At 35.8% G+C, this 15,000-nt stretch carries 12 protein-coding genes and 1 other RNA gene; 4 read left to right on the plus strand and 9 right to left on the minus strand.

What is annotated here, in order from left to right:
- Nucleotides 1–222 precede the first annotated feature (222 nt).
- The 4 genes from H3S74_RS00260 to H3S74_RS00275 all read left to right on the plus strand — a co-directional run bounded on the left by H3S74_RS00260 (nucleotide 223) and on the right by H3S74_RS00275 (nucleotide 5,950).
- Complete coding sequence (locus tag H3S74_RS00260) at nucleotides 223–1,797, plus strand: hypothetical protein (protein ID WP_198246929.1); 1,575 nt, start codon at nucleotides 223–225, stop codon at nucleotides 1,795–1,797.
- Between the two features lie 324 nt (nucleotides 1,798–2,121).
- The gene (gene rnr, locus H3S74_RS00265) at nucleotides 2,122–4,560 is read left to right on the plus strand and encodes a ribonuclease R (RefSeq protein WP_198246930.1); all 2,439 of its coding nucleotides are present in this window, start codon (nucleotides 2,122–2,124) and stop codon (nucleotides 4,558–4,560) included.
- Between the two features lie 7 nt (nucleotides 4,561–4,567).
- On the plus strand, nucleotides 4,568–5,320 hold the full coding sequence (rlmB, locus tag H3S74_RS00270; protein ID WP_198246931.1) for a 23S rRNA (guanosine(2251)-2'-O)-methyltransferase RlmB: 753 nt from the start codon (nucleotides 4,568–4,570) through the stop codon (nucleotides 5,318–5,320).
- 15 nt (nucleotides 5,321–5,335) lie between these two features.
- Nucleotides 5,336–5,950 (plus strand): hypothetical protein, encoded by a 615-nt coding sequence (locus H3S74_RS00275; RefSeq protein WP_232354811.1) that lies wholly within the window; start codon nucleotides 5,336–5,338, stop codon nucleotides 5,948–5,950.
- Nucleotides 5,951–5,998: 48 nt separating this feature from the next.
- On the opposite strand, the gene H3S74_RS00280 is transcribed toward H3S74_RS00275, so the two are convergent.
- From H3S74_RS00280 to mdoH, 9 genes are all read right to left on the minus strand, one after another.
- Nucleotides 5,999–6,544: a 5-formyltetrahydrofolate cyclo-ligase gene (locus tag H3S74_RS00280; RefSeq protein WP_198221927.1), complete on the minus strand. Its 546-nt coding sequence runs from the start codon at nucleotides 6,542–6,544 to the stop codon at nucleotides 5,999–6,001.
- 29 nt (nucleotides 6,545–6,573) lie between these two features.
- Nucleotides 6,574–6,756, minus strand: a non-coding RNA gene (gene ssrS / locus H3S74_RS00285) — 6S RNA.
- 65 nt (nucleotides 6,757–6,821) lie between these two features.
- Nucleotides 6,822–7,106: a cell division protein ZapA gene (gene zapA / locus H3S74_RS00290; RefSeq protein WP_034903801.1), complete on the minus strand. Its 285-nt coding sequence runs from the start codon at nucleotides 7,104–7,106 to the stop codon at nucleotides 6,822–6,824.
- 7 nt (nucleotides 7,107–7,113) lie between these two features.
- Nucleotides 7,114–8,979 (minus strand): 1-deoxy-D-xylulose-5-phosphate synthase, encoded by a 1,866-nt coding sequence (gene dxs, locus H3S74_RS00295; RefSeq protein WP_370547301.1) that lies wholly within the window; start codon nucleotides 8,977–8,979, stop codon nucleotides 7,114–7,116.
- Between the two features lie 12 nt (nucleotides 8,980–8,991).
- A complete protein-coding gene (gene ispA / locus H3S74_RS00300) occupies nucleotides 8,992–9,864 on the minus strand; it encodes a (2E,6E)-farnesyl diphosphate synthase (protein WP_370547449.1) in 873 nt (290 codons plus the stop codon).
- Nucleotides 9,854–10,099 carry an exodeoxyribonuclease VII small subunit gene (gene xseB, locus H3S74_RS00305; protein ID WP_065614071.1) on the minus strand — a complete coding sequence of 82 codons (246 nt, stop codon included), beginning with the start codon at nucleotides 10,097–10,099 and terminating at the stop codon, nucleotides 9,854–9,856. The genes ispA and xseB overlap by 11 nt, the downstream gene beginning before the upstream one ends.
- 118 nt (nucleotides 10,100–10,217) lie before the next feature.
- Nucleotides 10,218–11,591, minus strand: a complete 1,374-nt coding sequence (gene rmuC, locus H3S74_RS00310) for a DNA recombination protein RmuC (protein ID WP_198246934.1) — start codon at nucleotides 11,589–11,591, stop codon at nucleotides 10,218–10,220.
- A gap of 2 nt (nucleotides 11,592–11,593) precedes the next feature.
- Complete coding sequence (gene epmA / locus H3S74_RS00315; protein ID WP_198246935.1) at nucleotides 11,594–12,568, minus strand: elongation factor P--(R)-beta-lysine ligase; 975 nt, start codon at nucleotides 12,566–12,568, stop codon at nucleotides 11,594–11,596.
- A 65-nt stretch (nucleotides 12,569–12,633) separates the two neighbouring features.
- On the minus strand, nucleotides 12,634–14,994 hold the full coding sequence (gene mdoH / locus H3S74_RS00320) for a glucans biosynthesis glucosyltransferase MdoH (RefSeq protein ID WP_198246936.1): 2,361 nt from the start codon (nucleotides 14,992–14,994) through the stop codon (nucleotides 12,634–12,636).
- Nucleotides 14,995–15,000: the final 6 nt, after the last annotated feature.

The raw sequence follows: 15,000 nt of genomic DNA on the forward strand, positions 1-15,000 counted from the left end.
AAAACAATCAAATAAAGCTCAATAAATAAGTATAAATTATACTTATACTTTATTTAGTTAAATTACCTTATCAGCATCTCCTATTTATTAATCATGAATCTTAACAATTCATTACGAAACAATATTTGTCAAAATTAATGAATATATTTATACTATTTAAGTCAATAAAATATATTTTTATTGTTATAAAATAATTGGATACATTGACAAGGGATTGAAAAAATGTTAAAATACAGTTGTTTAGAGGCCAGCCAGCCAGCCAGCCAGCCAGCCAGCCAGCCAGCCAGCCAGCCAGCCAGCCAGCCATATAGGCTAAATAGTATTCTAGCCATCTTTCAGGCTAAACAAAATTCGCAAATAAAATCTGCCATAAACTCATCTTTCCATAATCTAAAAACTTATATAGCAAAAATTGTATTAAATATCCACCAACATAAAAATAAACAAAAAGCGATAAATTTAACTAGATATCAAACACTATTTGCACAAATAATTTTTATTCTAAGTAGTCTGTTATTGGTAAATAATGTATGGGCATTATCTTCATATTCTGCTCAAACTGAAAAAATGATAACCGGTAATACGCCGTATATTTTATTAACTGATGGCGTAACACCACTAACTGATTTACGTCAAATCATGTGGATTAATTTTCCTAATCGTAATGGACAAGGCGGTACTGAATGGATCAGTGCCTGGGATACAGATCTTATCTTGCGAGCCCCTAAAGGGATGCATTTCAAAGACGTTTTGGCTTTTGCTTTATCAACTGATGGTGTTGCACGTATCCCATCGGCACTTAAGGTTGATGATATTGATGGTGATCAAGTTGGCGGTTATATCTCTGGCACAATTAGAGCAACTTGGTTTGAGAATGGCATTCAAATACCTAATGATAAGTTAAGTTGGGAGCTTTGGAATTGTGGCGGACCTTATAAATTACGCGTAGAAGTCTCGAATATTCAGGCCAATACTCAATATGGTTTACCTAGAAATCGTTACTATGGCAGTAGTTCGGTAGAGTATAGGATAATTCCAAATGGGCAAATATGTTATTTACGACCGAATGAAATGACTCACTTTGGTGATCATGATCCCAATGTCTTTAATAATACCTATGGTTTTTCACGAAATAGTGGTTTTCCAACTACCGGTTTTCAGAATGCGGCCTTTACTTTAGTTGGTAGTGGTTCAGACCAAAGTCTTTATCGTTGTTATACGTCTAATGGTGGTGGAAAGATAAGCTTATCGACAATTGGTGGTTATGCTTCAAATTGTACGGTAAATTATATTGCAGGGCAAAAAAGTCAATTTATTCAAAATGGCACACCAACAATAACAATGGAATTTTATAATGGTCGTAATTGGGAAAGGTTTGATAGTTTTACTATTCCAGTTCCTAACAAATGGCCTCGAAAAGGATCAGGTAAGGCAATTAATTTTGGTGATGGAAAGTTTATAAACATCTCTAGAGGATTTAGTGCATTAAGTTTTTGTAGCGGGATAAATAAAGTTACTAAAGAACAGGTATTGGATAAAAATTTTCGGTTAAAATATTTATATACAACTTCTGAACTGACTAATAATGAGTCTCATTTTATAAGGGCAGTGGGTACATTTATGAGTGAGTGGGGTATTACAAAACTCTATGGTGGAATCTGGCTTCCAGATGGTGATTTATGGACTGCTGAAATAAGAGATCAATATTACGTTTACCGAGTAAGGGGTAAAACAGGTGCAATTGATCTTCAGGAGCCAAGATATCCAAGTACAACGGCTGTTTGTCGTGGTGATTAAAATATGTTTAATATAAAAGGGAAACATTTTATATATTAAAAGCAGAGAAAAATTGCTTCCAGTTATGCGTAGCGTACTGGAAGCAATTTTTTGATCAAAAAACAATCAAACAAAGCTGAATAAATAGATATAAATTATATTTATATTTTATTTAGATAAATTACCTTATTAGCATCTCCTATTTATTAATCATGAATCTTAAGAATTAGTAATTATAAATATGTTGTGAGTAAAGGCTTTTGCACTTCAAAAAAGTAATCTTGATTTTAAGTTATGCAACTCTATGTTATGCTTAACCTAATATTCGATCACAGGACGTTCCATATGATAAAAGATCCATTTTATGATCGTGAGGCGAAAAAATATGATTCGCCGATCGCCAGCCGTGAGCTGATTTTGGACTACCTAACTAAAGAAGCAAAACCAGCTAATTTAGACAAGATAGCTCAAGCAGTATCAATTAAGAATGATGAACAAAAAGAAGCATTACATCGAAGATTGCGGGCGATGGAACGTGATGGCCAAGTGGTGTTTACACGGCGTAAGTGTTATGCCTTACCGGAAAAATTCGATATGGTGAAGGGGAGTGTTATTGCCCACCGTGATGGCTTTGGTTTTTTAAGGGTAGAAGGAAAACCAGAAGATTATTTTTTATCACCTGAACAAATGAAAAAAGTGTTACAGGGTGATGTTATATTAGCACAACCAATTGGTAGCCAATATAGAGGTAAAACAGAAGCACGTGTAGTACGAATTTTAGAACCCAGAACTAACCAAATCGTTGGGCGATATTTTATTGAACAAGGTGTTGGCTTTGTGGTACCTGATGACAGTCGATTGAACTTTGATATTTTGATCGCGGGTAAACCAAATCGCACCGTAAGAATGGGGTCGGTTGTGGTAGTTGAATTACAACAACGTCCTGAGCGTCGTCAAAAAGCAGTAGGTATTATTAAAGAAGTTCTTGGTGAGATTATGGGAACCAATTTAGCAATAGATATTGCGTTACGTAATCATGAGATCCCCTACGAATTTCCTAAAGCAGTTGAAAAAGAGGTCAACAAATTTAGTGATCAAGTGCCTGAAAGTGCTAAAAAAGGACGTAAAGATCTACGAGATTTACCGTTAGTTACTATTGATGGTGAAGATGCCCGTGATTTTGATGATGCAGTTTATTGTCAAAAAAATCGTGGCGGTGGCTATCGATTATGGGTAGCAATTGCTGATGTGAGTTATTATGTTCGCAACGGTAAAGCTTTAGATAAAGAGGCTTGCTTACGAGGTACGTCGGTCTATTTTCCATCACGAGTGGTACCAATGTTACCAGAAGTGTTATCTAATGGCCTTTGTTCTCTCAATCCACAAGTTGATCGTTTATGTTTAGTTTGTGAAATGACGGTGTCTAATAAAGGACGTTTAACTGGTTATCAATTTTATGAAGCTGTAATGAACTCGCATGCTCGCTTAACTTATACTAAGGTTGCCAAAATTTTAGAAGGTGATAAAGAGTTACGTGAGCACTATCGAGAGTTAGTGCCTCATCTTGAAAATCTTTATGGCTTATATAAGGTATTAGATAATGCTCGGGTTACTCGTGGCGCAATCGGTTTTGAGTCAGAAGAACCAAAATTTATTTTTAATGCAGATAAACGTATTGAGAGTATTGAATTAGTACAGCGTAATGAAGCACATAAAATTATTGAAGAGTGTATGATTTTAGCCAATGTTGCTGCGGCAAAATTGGTCATTAATGCTGAGATTCCGTCTTTATTCCGCGTGCATGATAGACCGGATGAAGATCGCATGAATAATTTACGCAGTATTTTAAGTGAACTCGGTTTATCACTTGGCGGTGGAGCAAATCCAACACCTAAAGATATTGCCAAATTAATGGTTGATGTTGAAGCAAGACCCGATCATGAGATGTTACAGACTGTAATTTTACGCTCAATGAAGCAAGCAATTTATGATCCCGAAAATCGTGGTCATTTTGGCCTAGCGCTTGAAGAATATGCTCATTTCACGTCGCCAATTCGTCGTTATCCTGATTTATTATTACATCGAGCCATTAAATGGGTACTGGCGAATGAACAACATAAAACCAGTAAAACTGGTGGGCATCGTTATACCATTAGCGAAATGCTTTATTTTGGTGAACACTGCTCAATGACTGAACGTCGTGCGGATGAAGCCGTGCGTGATGTCGTTGATTGGCTAAAATGTGACTATATGCAAGATCATGTTGGTGAGGTATTCAATGGTACTATCTCTAGTGTGGTTAATTTCGGCTTTTTTGTCCGGTTAGATGATCTGTTTATTGATGGTTTAGTGCATGTTTCGTCACTGGAAAATGATTATTATATTTATGATGCATCACGTAATCGTCTAATTGGTGAGAATACTCGCTTTAGTTATCGTTTAGGTGATAAAGTTCAAGTAAAAGTCGATAATGTTAATCCAGAAGAGCGTAAAATTGATTTTTCTTTGGTCGGCAGTAATAATAAGCCACAACGTCAAGGTAAGACGGCAAGAGATAAAGCTAATAAAGCTGATATAAGTTTTGCTACTGATTTACCAGTAAAACGCAAAGCTAAAAGTCCACCAGATAGCAAAAAGAAAAAAGCGAACGCTAAAGTAGCAAATAAAGCAGAAGCTAAAGTGAAAAGTAAAAAACGAACAAAAGCTAAAGCAAAATCTAAAGCGGCATCTAAGACTAAATCTAAATCAGCATCGACATCAAGTAATAAGAGAAAAAAAGAGTAATTAATAGATGAGTGAAACAGTATACGGTATCCACGCCATTGAAGCATTGTTAACGCGTGCTCCAGAAAGAATTATTGAAGTTTTTATCGCTAAAGGTCGAGAAGATAAACGCTTGACAGCCCTTGTTCAAGAATTAGAACAGTTAGGTTTAACTGTGAAAGTAACCAATAGACAATATCTAGATGAAAAATCAAAAAATGGTGTTCATCAAGGTATATTAGCGATGGTAAAACCAAGCCGTGGTTACCAAGAAAATGATATACCTTTACTGATGGAACAATATCCCATTCCGGTTATTTTAATTTTAGATGGTGTGACCGATCCACATAATTTAGGTGCCTGTATTCGTACCGCTGATGCCGCTGGTGTCAATTTTATTATTGTGCCAAAGGATCGCTCTGCACCACTTAACTCAACCGCACAAAAAGTTGCTTGTGGCGCCGCTGAAAGCGTGCCTGTAGTTAGAGTTACCAATTTAGCTCGAACTATGCGGATGTTACAAGATGAATATCAAGTTTGGATTGTAGGTACTGCCGGTGAAGCAACCAGCACACTTTATCAGACTGATTTTTATAAAAGTTCAAAAAACTTATCTCTGGCCTTAGTAATGGGGGCTGAAGGCGAAGGTATGCGTCGATTAACTAAAGAGCATTGTGATGAGCTAGTCAGTATACCTATGGCAGGAATTGTCTCTTCACTTAATGTTTCGGTAGCGACAGGTATTTGCTTATTTGAAATTGTTAGACAAAAAAATAGATAGTTTGAGTGATATATCATGTTAGGATTTTTGAAAAAATTTTTACCCAGCAAAAAAACACAATCTTTATCAGAACGAGACTTAAATGGTCGTAATAATGTTGGTTATCCTACCATGCAACTATCTCGTGAAATTGATAGTTTAGTTAAGTCGAAATATAGTGCAGCTAAACATATCATCAATTTGTATAAAGATACGCTGTTTTTTAAATGGGGGCCTAGTGTTTTCAACAACAAATTGTCTGATGAACAGCTTGCTAGTTTATCTGGGCGAAATGTTCAAATGGTCTATTTATTACTGTTTCGTGATATGTTGAGGCACATTGCAAGCTTTGCTAAATTTAAGCACTTTGCGGATGATTGGCCAGAACAATTTGCCCAAGAACTATTAGATAACTGTAAAATGCTTAGCGACAGTGATGATGTAGATATTGCTAAAAAGCAAGATTTATTTGCTAGTACTGAACTTTATACTGTAGATAATCCGATTGATCCAAAACATCCAGAGACTACTGAAATACCTGATTGGACTGTACCGTTAGCCGAATTAGTGATGTTAAAATCTGACATGATTTATCATTGCCATCGTCCGCTAATGGCAGCCATTCTGAAAAAGTCGAATAAGCTAAAATAACCAGTTATTGATTACTTATAGTTTGTTTGATTTTATGATAATGCCTGTTTAAGCATAAATTATTTCTGGCAATTTGATATCCCAAGGTTGATTATCAATATTGGCCAATTTTTGGCAGGAAAATGCGAGCCCAATAGGTAATATCTGTTGTTGTTGATAATTTGCTAGCATTCGGTCGTAATAGCCACCGCCCATTCCCATACGATAACCTCGTTCATCAAAAGCAACTAATGGTGTAAAGACGATATCAAGTTGTGCAAACGGAATGACATTATTGACATTAAGTTCTGGTTCAAAGATGCCAAAATGATTTTTTATGAGTGGCGTATTTGTGGTGTACTTTAAAAAGAGTAGGTGATTTTTACAAAATGGATGGGTAATTGGTAAGTAGACTGATTTGTTTTGTTGCCATAGATATTCAATAATCGGTTTAGTATCGACTTCCCCATCAAATGACAAAAAAATAGCGATATTTTCAGCTTGATTCAAAGCTGGATGATTTTTAATTTTTTGATAAATAATTTGCTGCGCATTACAGCGTTGTTGTGGAGATAAATCACGTCTTTTTTGACGTATCGCTTGCCGAATATTCATTAGTTATCGATTGAAAAAGAAAAGTAAAGAAGCACTCCAAGATGTCGTTAGGGTCGTAACCCTTGAACCCAAGGTTCAAGGTGAGTTGCATGTTTTAATTTTTAGGTTTCCTAAATAAATTAGGCATACACACCAATCAAAAACCACACCACTCTAAATTAAAGAATATCGGCTCAGGGGACTAACCCTTATCCCGAGCATCTCAGAGATAATTAATATAATACAAAATTTAGAGAATCATACAATAGTCTTTGTTGATTATTTACGTTTAAGCTAACTAATTGTTGGTATTTAAAGCGGAATCAAGTAACTGCTGTAGCATTTTTAATCTATTAGCAAACTCATCGCTTTTTTCTTTCTCTTTAGTTAGTTCATAAGATATATTTAGTGCAGCAGTCATAATAAGTTGATCGCTGCCAACTTGTGGTGATTTTTCTCGTAAATTTGTTAAGCGTGCATCTAAATCTTTAGCCGCATTTGTAAGTGCGTCAACTTCTTCAACAGGGCAATTAAATTTTAAAGTTCGCCCAAAAATCTGAACCGTGACAGCTTGAGTTTCCATATTTAACCTATAGTTTTATAAATGTATTAATTTTGTCGATTATATGTTTGGCGTTTAATCCAACTTCATCACGCATTTCTTGTTGTGATCCTTGTGGAATAAACACATCAGGCAATCCGATGTTTAAAATATCACATTTTGTTTTTTTCGATAACAAAAATTCATTGACGGCGCTTCCAGCCCCACCTTTGATACTGTTCTCTTCGATGGTGACAAGTATATTATGGCTTTGACCAATGTGCAAAAGGACTTTTTCATCTAGTGGTTTTACAAAACGCATATCTATCACTGTAGCATTTATTTGATCGGCTGCTTGTAAAGCTTCAGGTAATAATGTGCCAAAATTAAGTAAAGCAATATTTTCACCTTCACGACAGTATTTTGATTGTCCCAATGGTATTGGATTGAGTGGTTGTAAGCTAGCACCACATCCTTCACCACGAGGATAACGTACCGCTGATGGGCCATTATGTAAATAACCTGTATAAAGCATTTGTCGACATTCATTTTCATCACTCGGAGTCATAATAACAAGATTAGGAATACAGCGTAGAAAACTTAAATCGAAAGCCCCTTGATGGGTTTCACCATCAGCGCCAACAATACCAGCTCTATCTATAGCAAACAGGACAGGTAAATTTTGGATAGCAATATCATGGATCACTTGATCATACGCACGTTGCAAAAAAGTGGAATAGATGGCTACTACCGGTTTAAATTCACTAATAGCAAAGCCTGCGGCTAACGTTACCGCATGTTGCTCAGCAATGGCCACATCGAAAAATTGATTGGGATAGCGTTTTGCAAATTCAGTCATACCAGAGCCTTCGCCCATGGCAGGGGTAATTGCCATTAAACGTTTATCATGTTCGGCTATCTCACACAGCCAATCTCCGAATATTTTTGAATAGGTTGGTGCAACTTTTTTTGAAATCGGTAAAGTCCCTTCGTTGGGATTAAATTTGGGAACACCATGCCATAAAGTCGGGTTTTGTTCGGCAGGGCCATAGCCTTTACCTTTTTGAGTAATAATGTGCAGTAGTTGTGGTCCTTTTAACTGCCTCACATTTTGCAAGGTAGCTACAAGTGTTTCGACATCATGACCATCTACTGGGCCAATATAATTGAAGCCTAATTCTTCAAATAAAATGGCTGGAGTCACTAATCCTTTTAAATGTTCTTCGGTTTTTTTGAATAATTCTTTTAATGGCGGAATATTCGAAAGGACTTTTTTACCACTTTCACGAAAAGAGGTATAAGCTTTACTTGTTAAAAGTTGCGCTAAATGCTGATTAAGTGCGCCGGTGTTTTCAGAAATCGACATATCGTTGTCATTAACAATGACTAGCATATCAGGTTTTATATGACCTGCGTGATTCATTGCTTCAAATGCCATACCAGCGGTTAATGCTCCATCACCAATAATTGCTGCTACTTTTTGTCCTGATTGCTTTTGTTGTTCAGCAATAGCAATACCTAGCGCGGCACTAATAGATGTTGATGAATGGCCAGTTGTTAACACATCGTATTCACTTTCATAACGATGAGGAAAAGGGTGCAATCCACCTTTTTGGCGAATGGTTAGCATCTGATCACGTCGACCAGTAAGGATTTTATGCGGATAAGCTTGATGTCCTACATCCCATATAATTTTATCAAATGGAGTGTTATAGACATAATGTAAAGCAACGGTTAATTCGACTACACCTAAACCTGAAGCTAAATGGCCACTAGATTGACTAACACTATCTAATAAAAATTGTCGTAATTCCTGACAAATCTCTGGCAATTGTGATAGCGGATAACGTTTAAGATCCGTGGGGAAATTGATTTGCTTTAATAAAGGAAATTTATCTAAATTCATTTTTATCATCTAGTTATTAGGTTAACTATTTCGATTAATAATAAAACCAGCAAGATCTTGTAATGGTTGGCTATTATAAGGTATTTGCTGCAGACTATCGATAGCTTGTCGATATAATGTGTTTGTCATTTCAATTGCATTTTGTAAGCCAACTAATGCCGGATAAGTACTTTTTTCAAGTGCAATATCTGAGCCTTGTGGTTTACCCATTAGTTCTTGTTCACCAATAACATCTAAAATGTCATCTTGAATTTGAAATGCTAATCCAATAGCTTGAGCATAGTCATCTAAGATTTGATAATAGGGTTTGGCTACCTCACCACTAGCATAAGCACCAAGCCTAACTGCAGCTTGAATTAAAGCACCGGTTTTATAATTATGGATATTTTGTAAATGTTCAAGGGTTACTTTTTGTTGTTCTGCTTGCAAATCAAGTGATTGACCTAAGCACATACCTGCAAGACCACTGGCGTTAGCAAGTTCACTAACCATATTAATTTTACTTTGGTTATCAATATGTTGATTTTCGCATAATAGACCAAAAGCTAGCGATTGTAAGGCATCACCAGCAAGAATTGCTTCTGCTTGACCAAATTGAATATGACAAGTAGGTTTACCCCGCCTGAGGTTATCATTATCCATGGCTGGTAGATCATCATGAATTAAAGAATAAGTATGCATTGATTCAATAGCTGCTGCAATAGGGTCAAGTTTTTCTAAAGGACAATTAAACATCTGCCCAGTTAGATAAACTAGAATAGGGCGGATTCGTTTGCCTCCGGCAAGCAGACTGTAACTCATCGCCTGTTGCAAGTTTGAAGGGGCAAATTGCGAAATATATGTTGTTAAATAATTATCAATACGTTCTTGTAATGGTTTTGTGCTATTCATTATTATCAATTGAAAATTCAGATAATTGAGCATCACTATTTTCAGATAACAAAATTTGGATGCGTTGTTCAGCCTCATTAAGTTGTTTTTGACCTGAACGGGCTAATTTAATCCCTTTTTCAAACTCATTTAAAGCTTCATCTAATGGTAAATCACCATTTTCAAGTTGAGTGACAATTGCTTCAAGTTGTTTGATCGTTTCTTCAAAACTTGCTTCTTTATCTTGTTTTTTTGCCATATCGTCCCCCTCTGTGTTAAATGAGTATACACGTATTTTTTCTGATGGTGAATTAAGATATTTAAGTTAAATTTTTACATTAATTAAAACGTCATTGCACAATGAGTTGTGATTAGTTTTATTGAGTATCGTGGCAAGATGGATAATCTTCTTGTTCACGTTCAAGTTCATCAACTGATAGTTGGGCTATATCAGGATTGATCGGTTTTTTTACTTCAATTCCTAATTCCCTGAATCGTTCTATTTGACCAACAACATTACCTCGTCCTTTAGATAGTTTGTTCATTGAAGATTGAAAGGTTTGTTGCGCTTTATCTAAGCAGTTACCTAGGTTTTCCATATCCTCAATAAAACCACGAACTTTATCATATAGTTTACTTGCTCTATCAGCAATAAGTTCGGCGTTACGATTTTGGTATTCAAATCGCCACAAATTATGAATAGTTCTTAACGCTACCAATAAGGTTGTTGGACTAACAATCATAATATTGTTTTTTAAAGCATCATTAATTAATGTAGGATCTTGATCAATTGCTGACAAAAATGCTGGTTCAACTGGAATGAACATTAAAACATAATCTAATGAATTGATACCAATGAGTTTGTGATAATCTTTTTGGCTAAGCTGTTTTAAATGATTACGTACCGAAGCAAGATGATCGGCAATAGCCTTAGTTCTAATATCATCGTCATCACTGTTAAAGTAACGTTCATAGGCAACTAAAGTAACTTTTGAATCAATGACAACATCACCACCTTGAGGTAAATGAACAATTACATCTGGTTGCAATCGTTGATTATTTTCATTGGTTAAATTAACCTGAGTGTGATACTCATGTCCCAAGCGGAGTCCTGAATTATCCAAAATTTGACTAAGAATAAACTCTCCCCAATTACCTTGAGTTTTGTTATTGCCTTTTAATGCATTAGTTAAATTAGTGGCTTCCTTAGTCATTAATTCATTAAGCTTTTGCAAATTGCGGATTTCATGGGTGAGCGTATGACGCTCTTTGGCTTCTTGTCCAAAGCTGTCTTGAACCTGTTTCTGAAAGCTTTCTAATTGTTGTTTTAGTGGTGAAAGTAGAAAATCTAAACTTTGTTTATTTTGTTGCTCAATCTTTTTGCCGCTTTGTTCAAAAATTCGATTAGCTAAATTTTCGAACTGAGTTGTTAAGCGTTGCTCACTTTGTTCCAGAATGGTTTGCCGTTGCTGTGCCGCATTCATGGTCTCTTCCAAACGAGTTTGTAACTCGCTAATTTTGATATTTTGGGCGATATTTTGTTGTTGGCATTGGTTTAATTCTTGTTCCAACTGTGTTATTTGAGTGGTTAAAACTTGATTTTCTTGTTTTTTTTGATTTAGTTGTAAATCAAATAAAGCATGTAGATTATTGGCTCTAAATTGCGTTTTTAATAAAGCGATTAATAAAACAACGGCGATAATAGCAATTATTATCGCTGTCCATTCACTTAAGCCTAAACTTCCAAACATGATCAAGCCCTTGCAAAAGTGAATGAAATGACATCGTCTAAATTCATGGCATCAAGTGCTAACATAATTAAGCGGTCAAGTCCTACGGCAACACCGGCACAATCAGGTAAACCTGCTTCCATAGCCGCAATTAATTCAATATCAATATTTTGTGGTGGTAAATTTTGATTAGCCCTATCAATATTATTTTGTTCGAAACGCATCTTTTGTTCTTGCGGATTAGTTAATTCTTTAAATCCATTAGCCAGTTCAACCCCTTTATAATAAAACTCAAAACGGCTGGCGACTCGATGGTCTTCCGAACTGATCGTTGCTAATGCTGCTTGAGATGCTGGGAAATTATATACTGCAACCGGTTTCTCTTGACCAATATGAGGTTCGACGCCGAAACTAAATAGGCATTGTAATAAAGTATCGCGATCATAATCATCAGTATTGAGCTCGATATTAAGCTTTTTCATCGCATCAATTAGCCTTGCTTGATCTGCTTCTAATGGGTCAATATTTAGATGACGTTGAAATGCTTTTTGATAAGAGATACGTTCGGCTGGTTCGCAATCTAAAATGTTTTGTAGAAGATCATCGACCTCGTTAATCATTTGCATCATATCAAATTGGATACGATACCACTCAAGCATGGTAAATTCAGGATTATGATAGCGACTCACTTCTTCATGATTACGAAAGCATTTACATATTTGATAAATAGGGCCACTGCCAGCCGCTAATAAACGCTTCATATGATATTCAGGGCTGGTGATTAATGACATTTTCTGCCCTTGTTGTTCATTGGTTTCACCAGGTTTTAAAAATAAGGTATGAAATGAGCTCAGATGCACATCTGTTACTGCATATTGGCTTAAGGTTGGCGTCTCGACTTCTAATATACAGCGATCAGCGAAAAACTGTCTTACTTGAGATACAATTTTAGCGCGCTTAAGTAAATTATTAATTGATGCAGTTGGTTGCCAAGTCATAAAAAAAATATCCATGGATTTTGATTAATTACTAAAAGAAGAAATAGGGCATTAAGCCCTATCTCTTATTGCTGGCGTTCATTTTGCCATAATGAGAACAAATTGTCGTATTTTTCTTGCTGATGCCAGATGTGGCAATGAAGTGCAGAAAGAATAATAGGGTCTTCTAAAATCGCTAATTGTTGTTCTTTACTGATTTTTTCTAAATCCACTTGCTGATAGTGCTCAATCAGTTGTTGGCGCAATTGCTGATTTTTTGTATTAGGTAAATGACGAGAAGTCGATAATGCACAGGCTAATGCATTATAAATAGGATCAACAAGTGCCATAATAAAGCCATGTTCCATAAAAGCAGCTTCGGTTTGCGCTAAATAGTCACCAGTGAGTTTTACTGCACGTGAAGGGTGGGTTTCTTCAGGTGTTAAAAATAACCCTGCTTTTTTAGCTTTCATACCAATACTGGATAAACCAGAAATACGAATTACTAGTGGTGAAATAGTTAATGGAATTAAAATTGCGATATACCAATAGGTAAATTGTGGATTTAACCAAATAATCACACATAACCACACAATTCCTAATAACGATAAAGGCCAACAAAAATAGAATGATTCACCCCAAGTTAAGGCATCATCATTTCGTGATGGTGACTTCCATTGAATTTTGCTACCAAGCCATGCTTTAACAACGAATTTGCTATGGAAGATCATACGGATTGGAGCAAGGATCATTGACCACACCATTTCAATAAGAATTGATAAGGTTAGTTTAAATATCCCACCTACATCTTTTGCCCCTGTTCTGGCTATAATAATTCCGTAGCTAAATAATTTAGGTGCAAACAGCAATACCATCGTGGTTGAAAGTAATTGAATAGCTAATTGTTCATCCCACCTAGGCCAAGTTGGATAAAATTGGTTGGGTTGGAAAAAATATTGTGGTTCAGAAATATTGAATACCAATAATAACAATGTTGAGAAAATTAAAAATACCAACCACAATAATGATGAAATGTAAGCCATACCACTGGTTAAAAACATAACTCGATGGGTTAAAGTAATGCCACTTTTGAATATTAATCGAAGATTGATAAGATTACCCATACACCAACGATTATCTCGTTTAAGATCTTCAATCATATTACCTGGCAACTCTTCATAACTGCCGTTCATATCGTAAGCAATCCATACTCCATAACCAGCTCGGCGCATCAAAGTTGCTTCAACCAGATCATGCGATAAGATATGAATCGGGCCTTTACGTTTTTGCAATGGTGATAAAATACAGTGTTCAATAAAAGGTTTTAGGCGAATCATGGCATTGTGACCCCAATATTGGGCTTCACTTAGTTGCCAGAAGTGAGTACCTGAGCAAAAAATATCACTATAAATTTGATTGGCAAATTGTTGAATACGGCCGTATAAGGTTGTCATTCTGACCGATTTTGGTGGTGATTGTAATATACCCGCTGTTGGATTCATTTCCATCATGGCAACCATTTTTAAAATACAATCGCCAGTCATAATACTATCAGCATCAAGAATCATCATATACTCATATTGATGACCCCAGCGACGACAAAAGTCATCGATATTACCGCTTTTACGTTTTACACGGCGTTTACGATGACGATAGAAAATATTACAACCATTATCTGCTTTTTTAGCATTAAAATCAGCCCAAGCCTTTAATTCATTAACATACAAATCAGGATCGTTTGTATCACTAAGAATATAAAAATCACAACATTGAGCATGTCCTGTTTCAACTAGTGATTCATAGGTGGCTTCAAGTCCAGCGAATACTCGTGAAACATCTTCATTACAGATAGGCATGACTAAAGCGGTACGATGTTTTGCGTCAATATGAGCTGCGGGATCATTTGGAATAGCAATGGTATAACGGTCTTTTTTTATCACTGCCAAAATAAGACCCATGATACTAGTCCAAAAACCGATTGAAATCCAACAAAATAAAATAGCAAAGAGACCAATAATAAAACCCTGTATGATATAAGGGATAATACTATAGATAGCGAGTTCAGGATTGATGTTCCAATTAGCCATGAAACTAATCTTTTGCCAGCTTTGATACGGCAAAAGTGACGATAAATAAATTGTTCCATAGTATGTTTGAACTGCTATAAGCACAAACATAATTAGACGACGAATAAGTGCGATAATATTCACACGAGGTTTTGATTTAGCTGTATACCGTTCATTCCAAATTTGTGGTTGTACTGACACACGTTCAACTTTGGGATAACTAGGTTGCTGTTGTCTTGCTTCATTAAAATGGTCAATGTTGCCGACTTGACTCAATCGATATTTTAAGAATTCGACATCATTGGCAAGAGAGTTATTGTTTTCCGATTTCTGACGCCAAATTTCGGCGTCAGATAGATTTTCGAAGTAATCTTTTTTCATATTATT

The organism is Gilliamella sp. W8126, assembly GCF_016102185.1.
GTDB classification, from domain to species: domain Bacteria; phylum Pseudomonadota; class Gammaproteobacteria; order Enterobacterales; family Orbaceae; genus Gilliamella; species Gilliamella apis_A.

Bases quoted from the DNA above. Each gene is read 5' to 3' on its own strand.
- H3S74_RS00260 (WP_198246929.1), top strand. From the start codon at position 223: ATGTTAAAATACAGTTGTTTAGAGGCCAGCCAGCCAGCCAGCCAGCCA.
- rnr (WP_198246930.1), top strand. From the start codon at position 2,122: ATGATAAAAGATCCATTTTATGATCGTGAGGCGAAAAAATATGATTCG.
- rlmB (WP_198246931.1), top strand. From the start codon at position 4,568: ATGAGTGAAACAGTATACGGTATCCACGCCATTGAAGCATTGTTAACG.
- H3S74_RS00275 (WP_232354811.1), top strand. From the start codon at position 5,336: ATGTTAGGATTTTTGAAAAAATTTTTACCCAGCAAAAAAACACAATCT.
- H3S74_RS00280 (WP_198221927.1), bottom strand. From the start codon at position 6,544: ATGAATATTCGGCAAGCGATACGTCAAAAAAGACGTGATTTATCTCCA.
- zapA (WP_034903801.1), bottom strand. From the start codon at position 7,106: ATGGAAACTCAAGCTGTCACGGTTCAGATTTTTGGGCGAACTTTAAAA.
- dxs (WP_370547301.1), bottom strand. From the start codon at position 8,979: ATGATAAAAATGAATTTAGATAAATTTCCTTTATTAAAGCAAATCAAT.
- xseB (WP_065614071.1), bottom strand. From the start codon at position 10,099: ATGGCAAAAAAACAAGATAAAGAAGCAAGTTTTGAAGAAACGATCAAA.
- rmuC (WP_198246934.1), bottom strand. From the start codon at position 11,591: ATGTTTGGAAGTTTAGGCTTAAGTGAATGGACAGCGATAATAATTGCT.
- epmA (WP_198246935.1), bottom strand. From the start codon at position 12,568: ATGACTTGGCAACCAACTGCATCAATTAATAATTTACTTAAGCGCGCT.
- mdoH (WP_198246936.1), bottom strand. From the start codon at position 14,994: ATGAAAAAAGATTACTTCGAAAATCTATCTGACGCCGAAATTTGGCGT.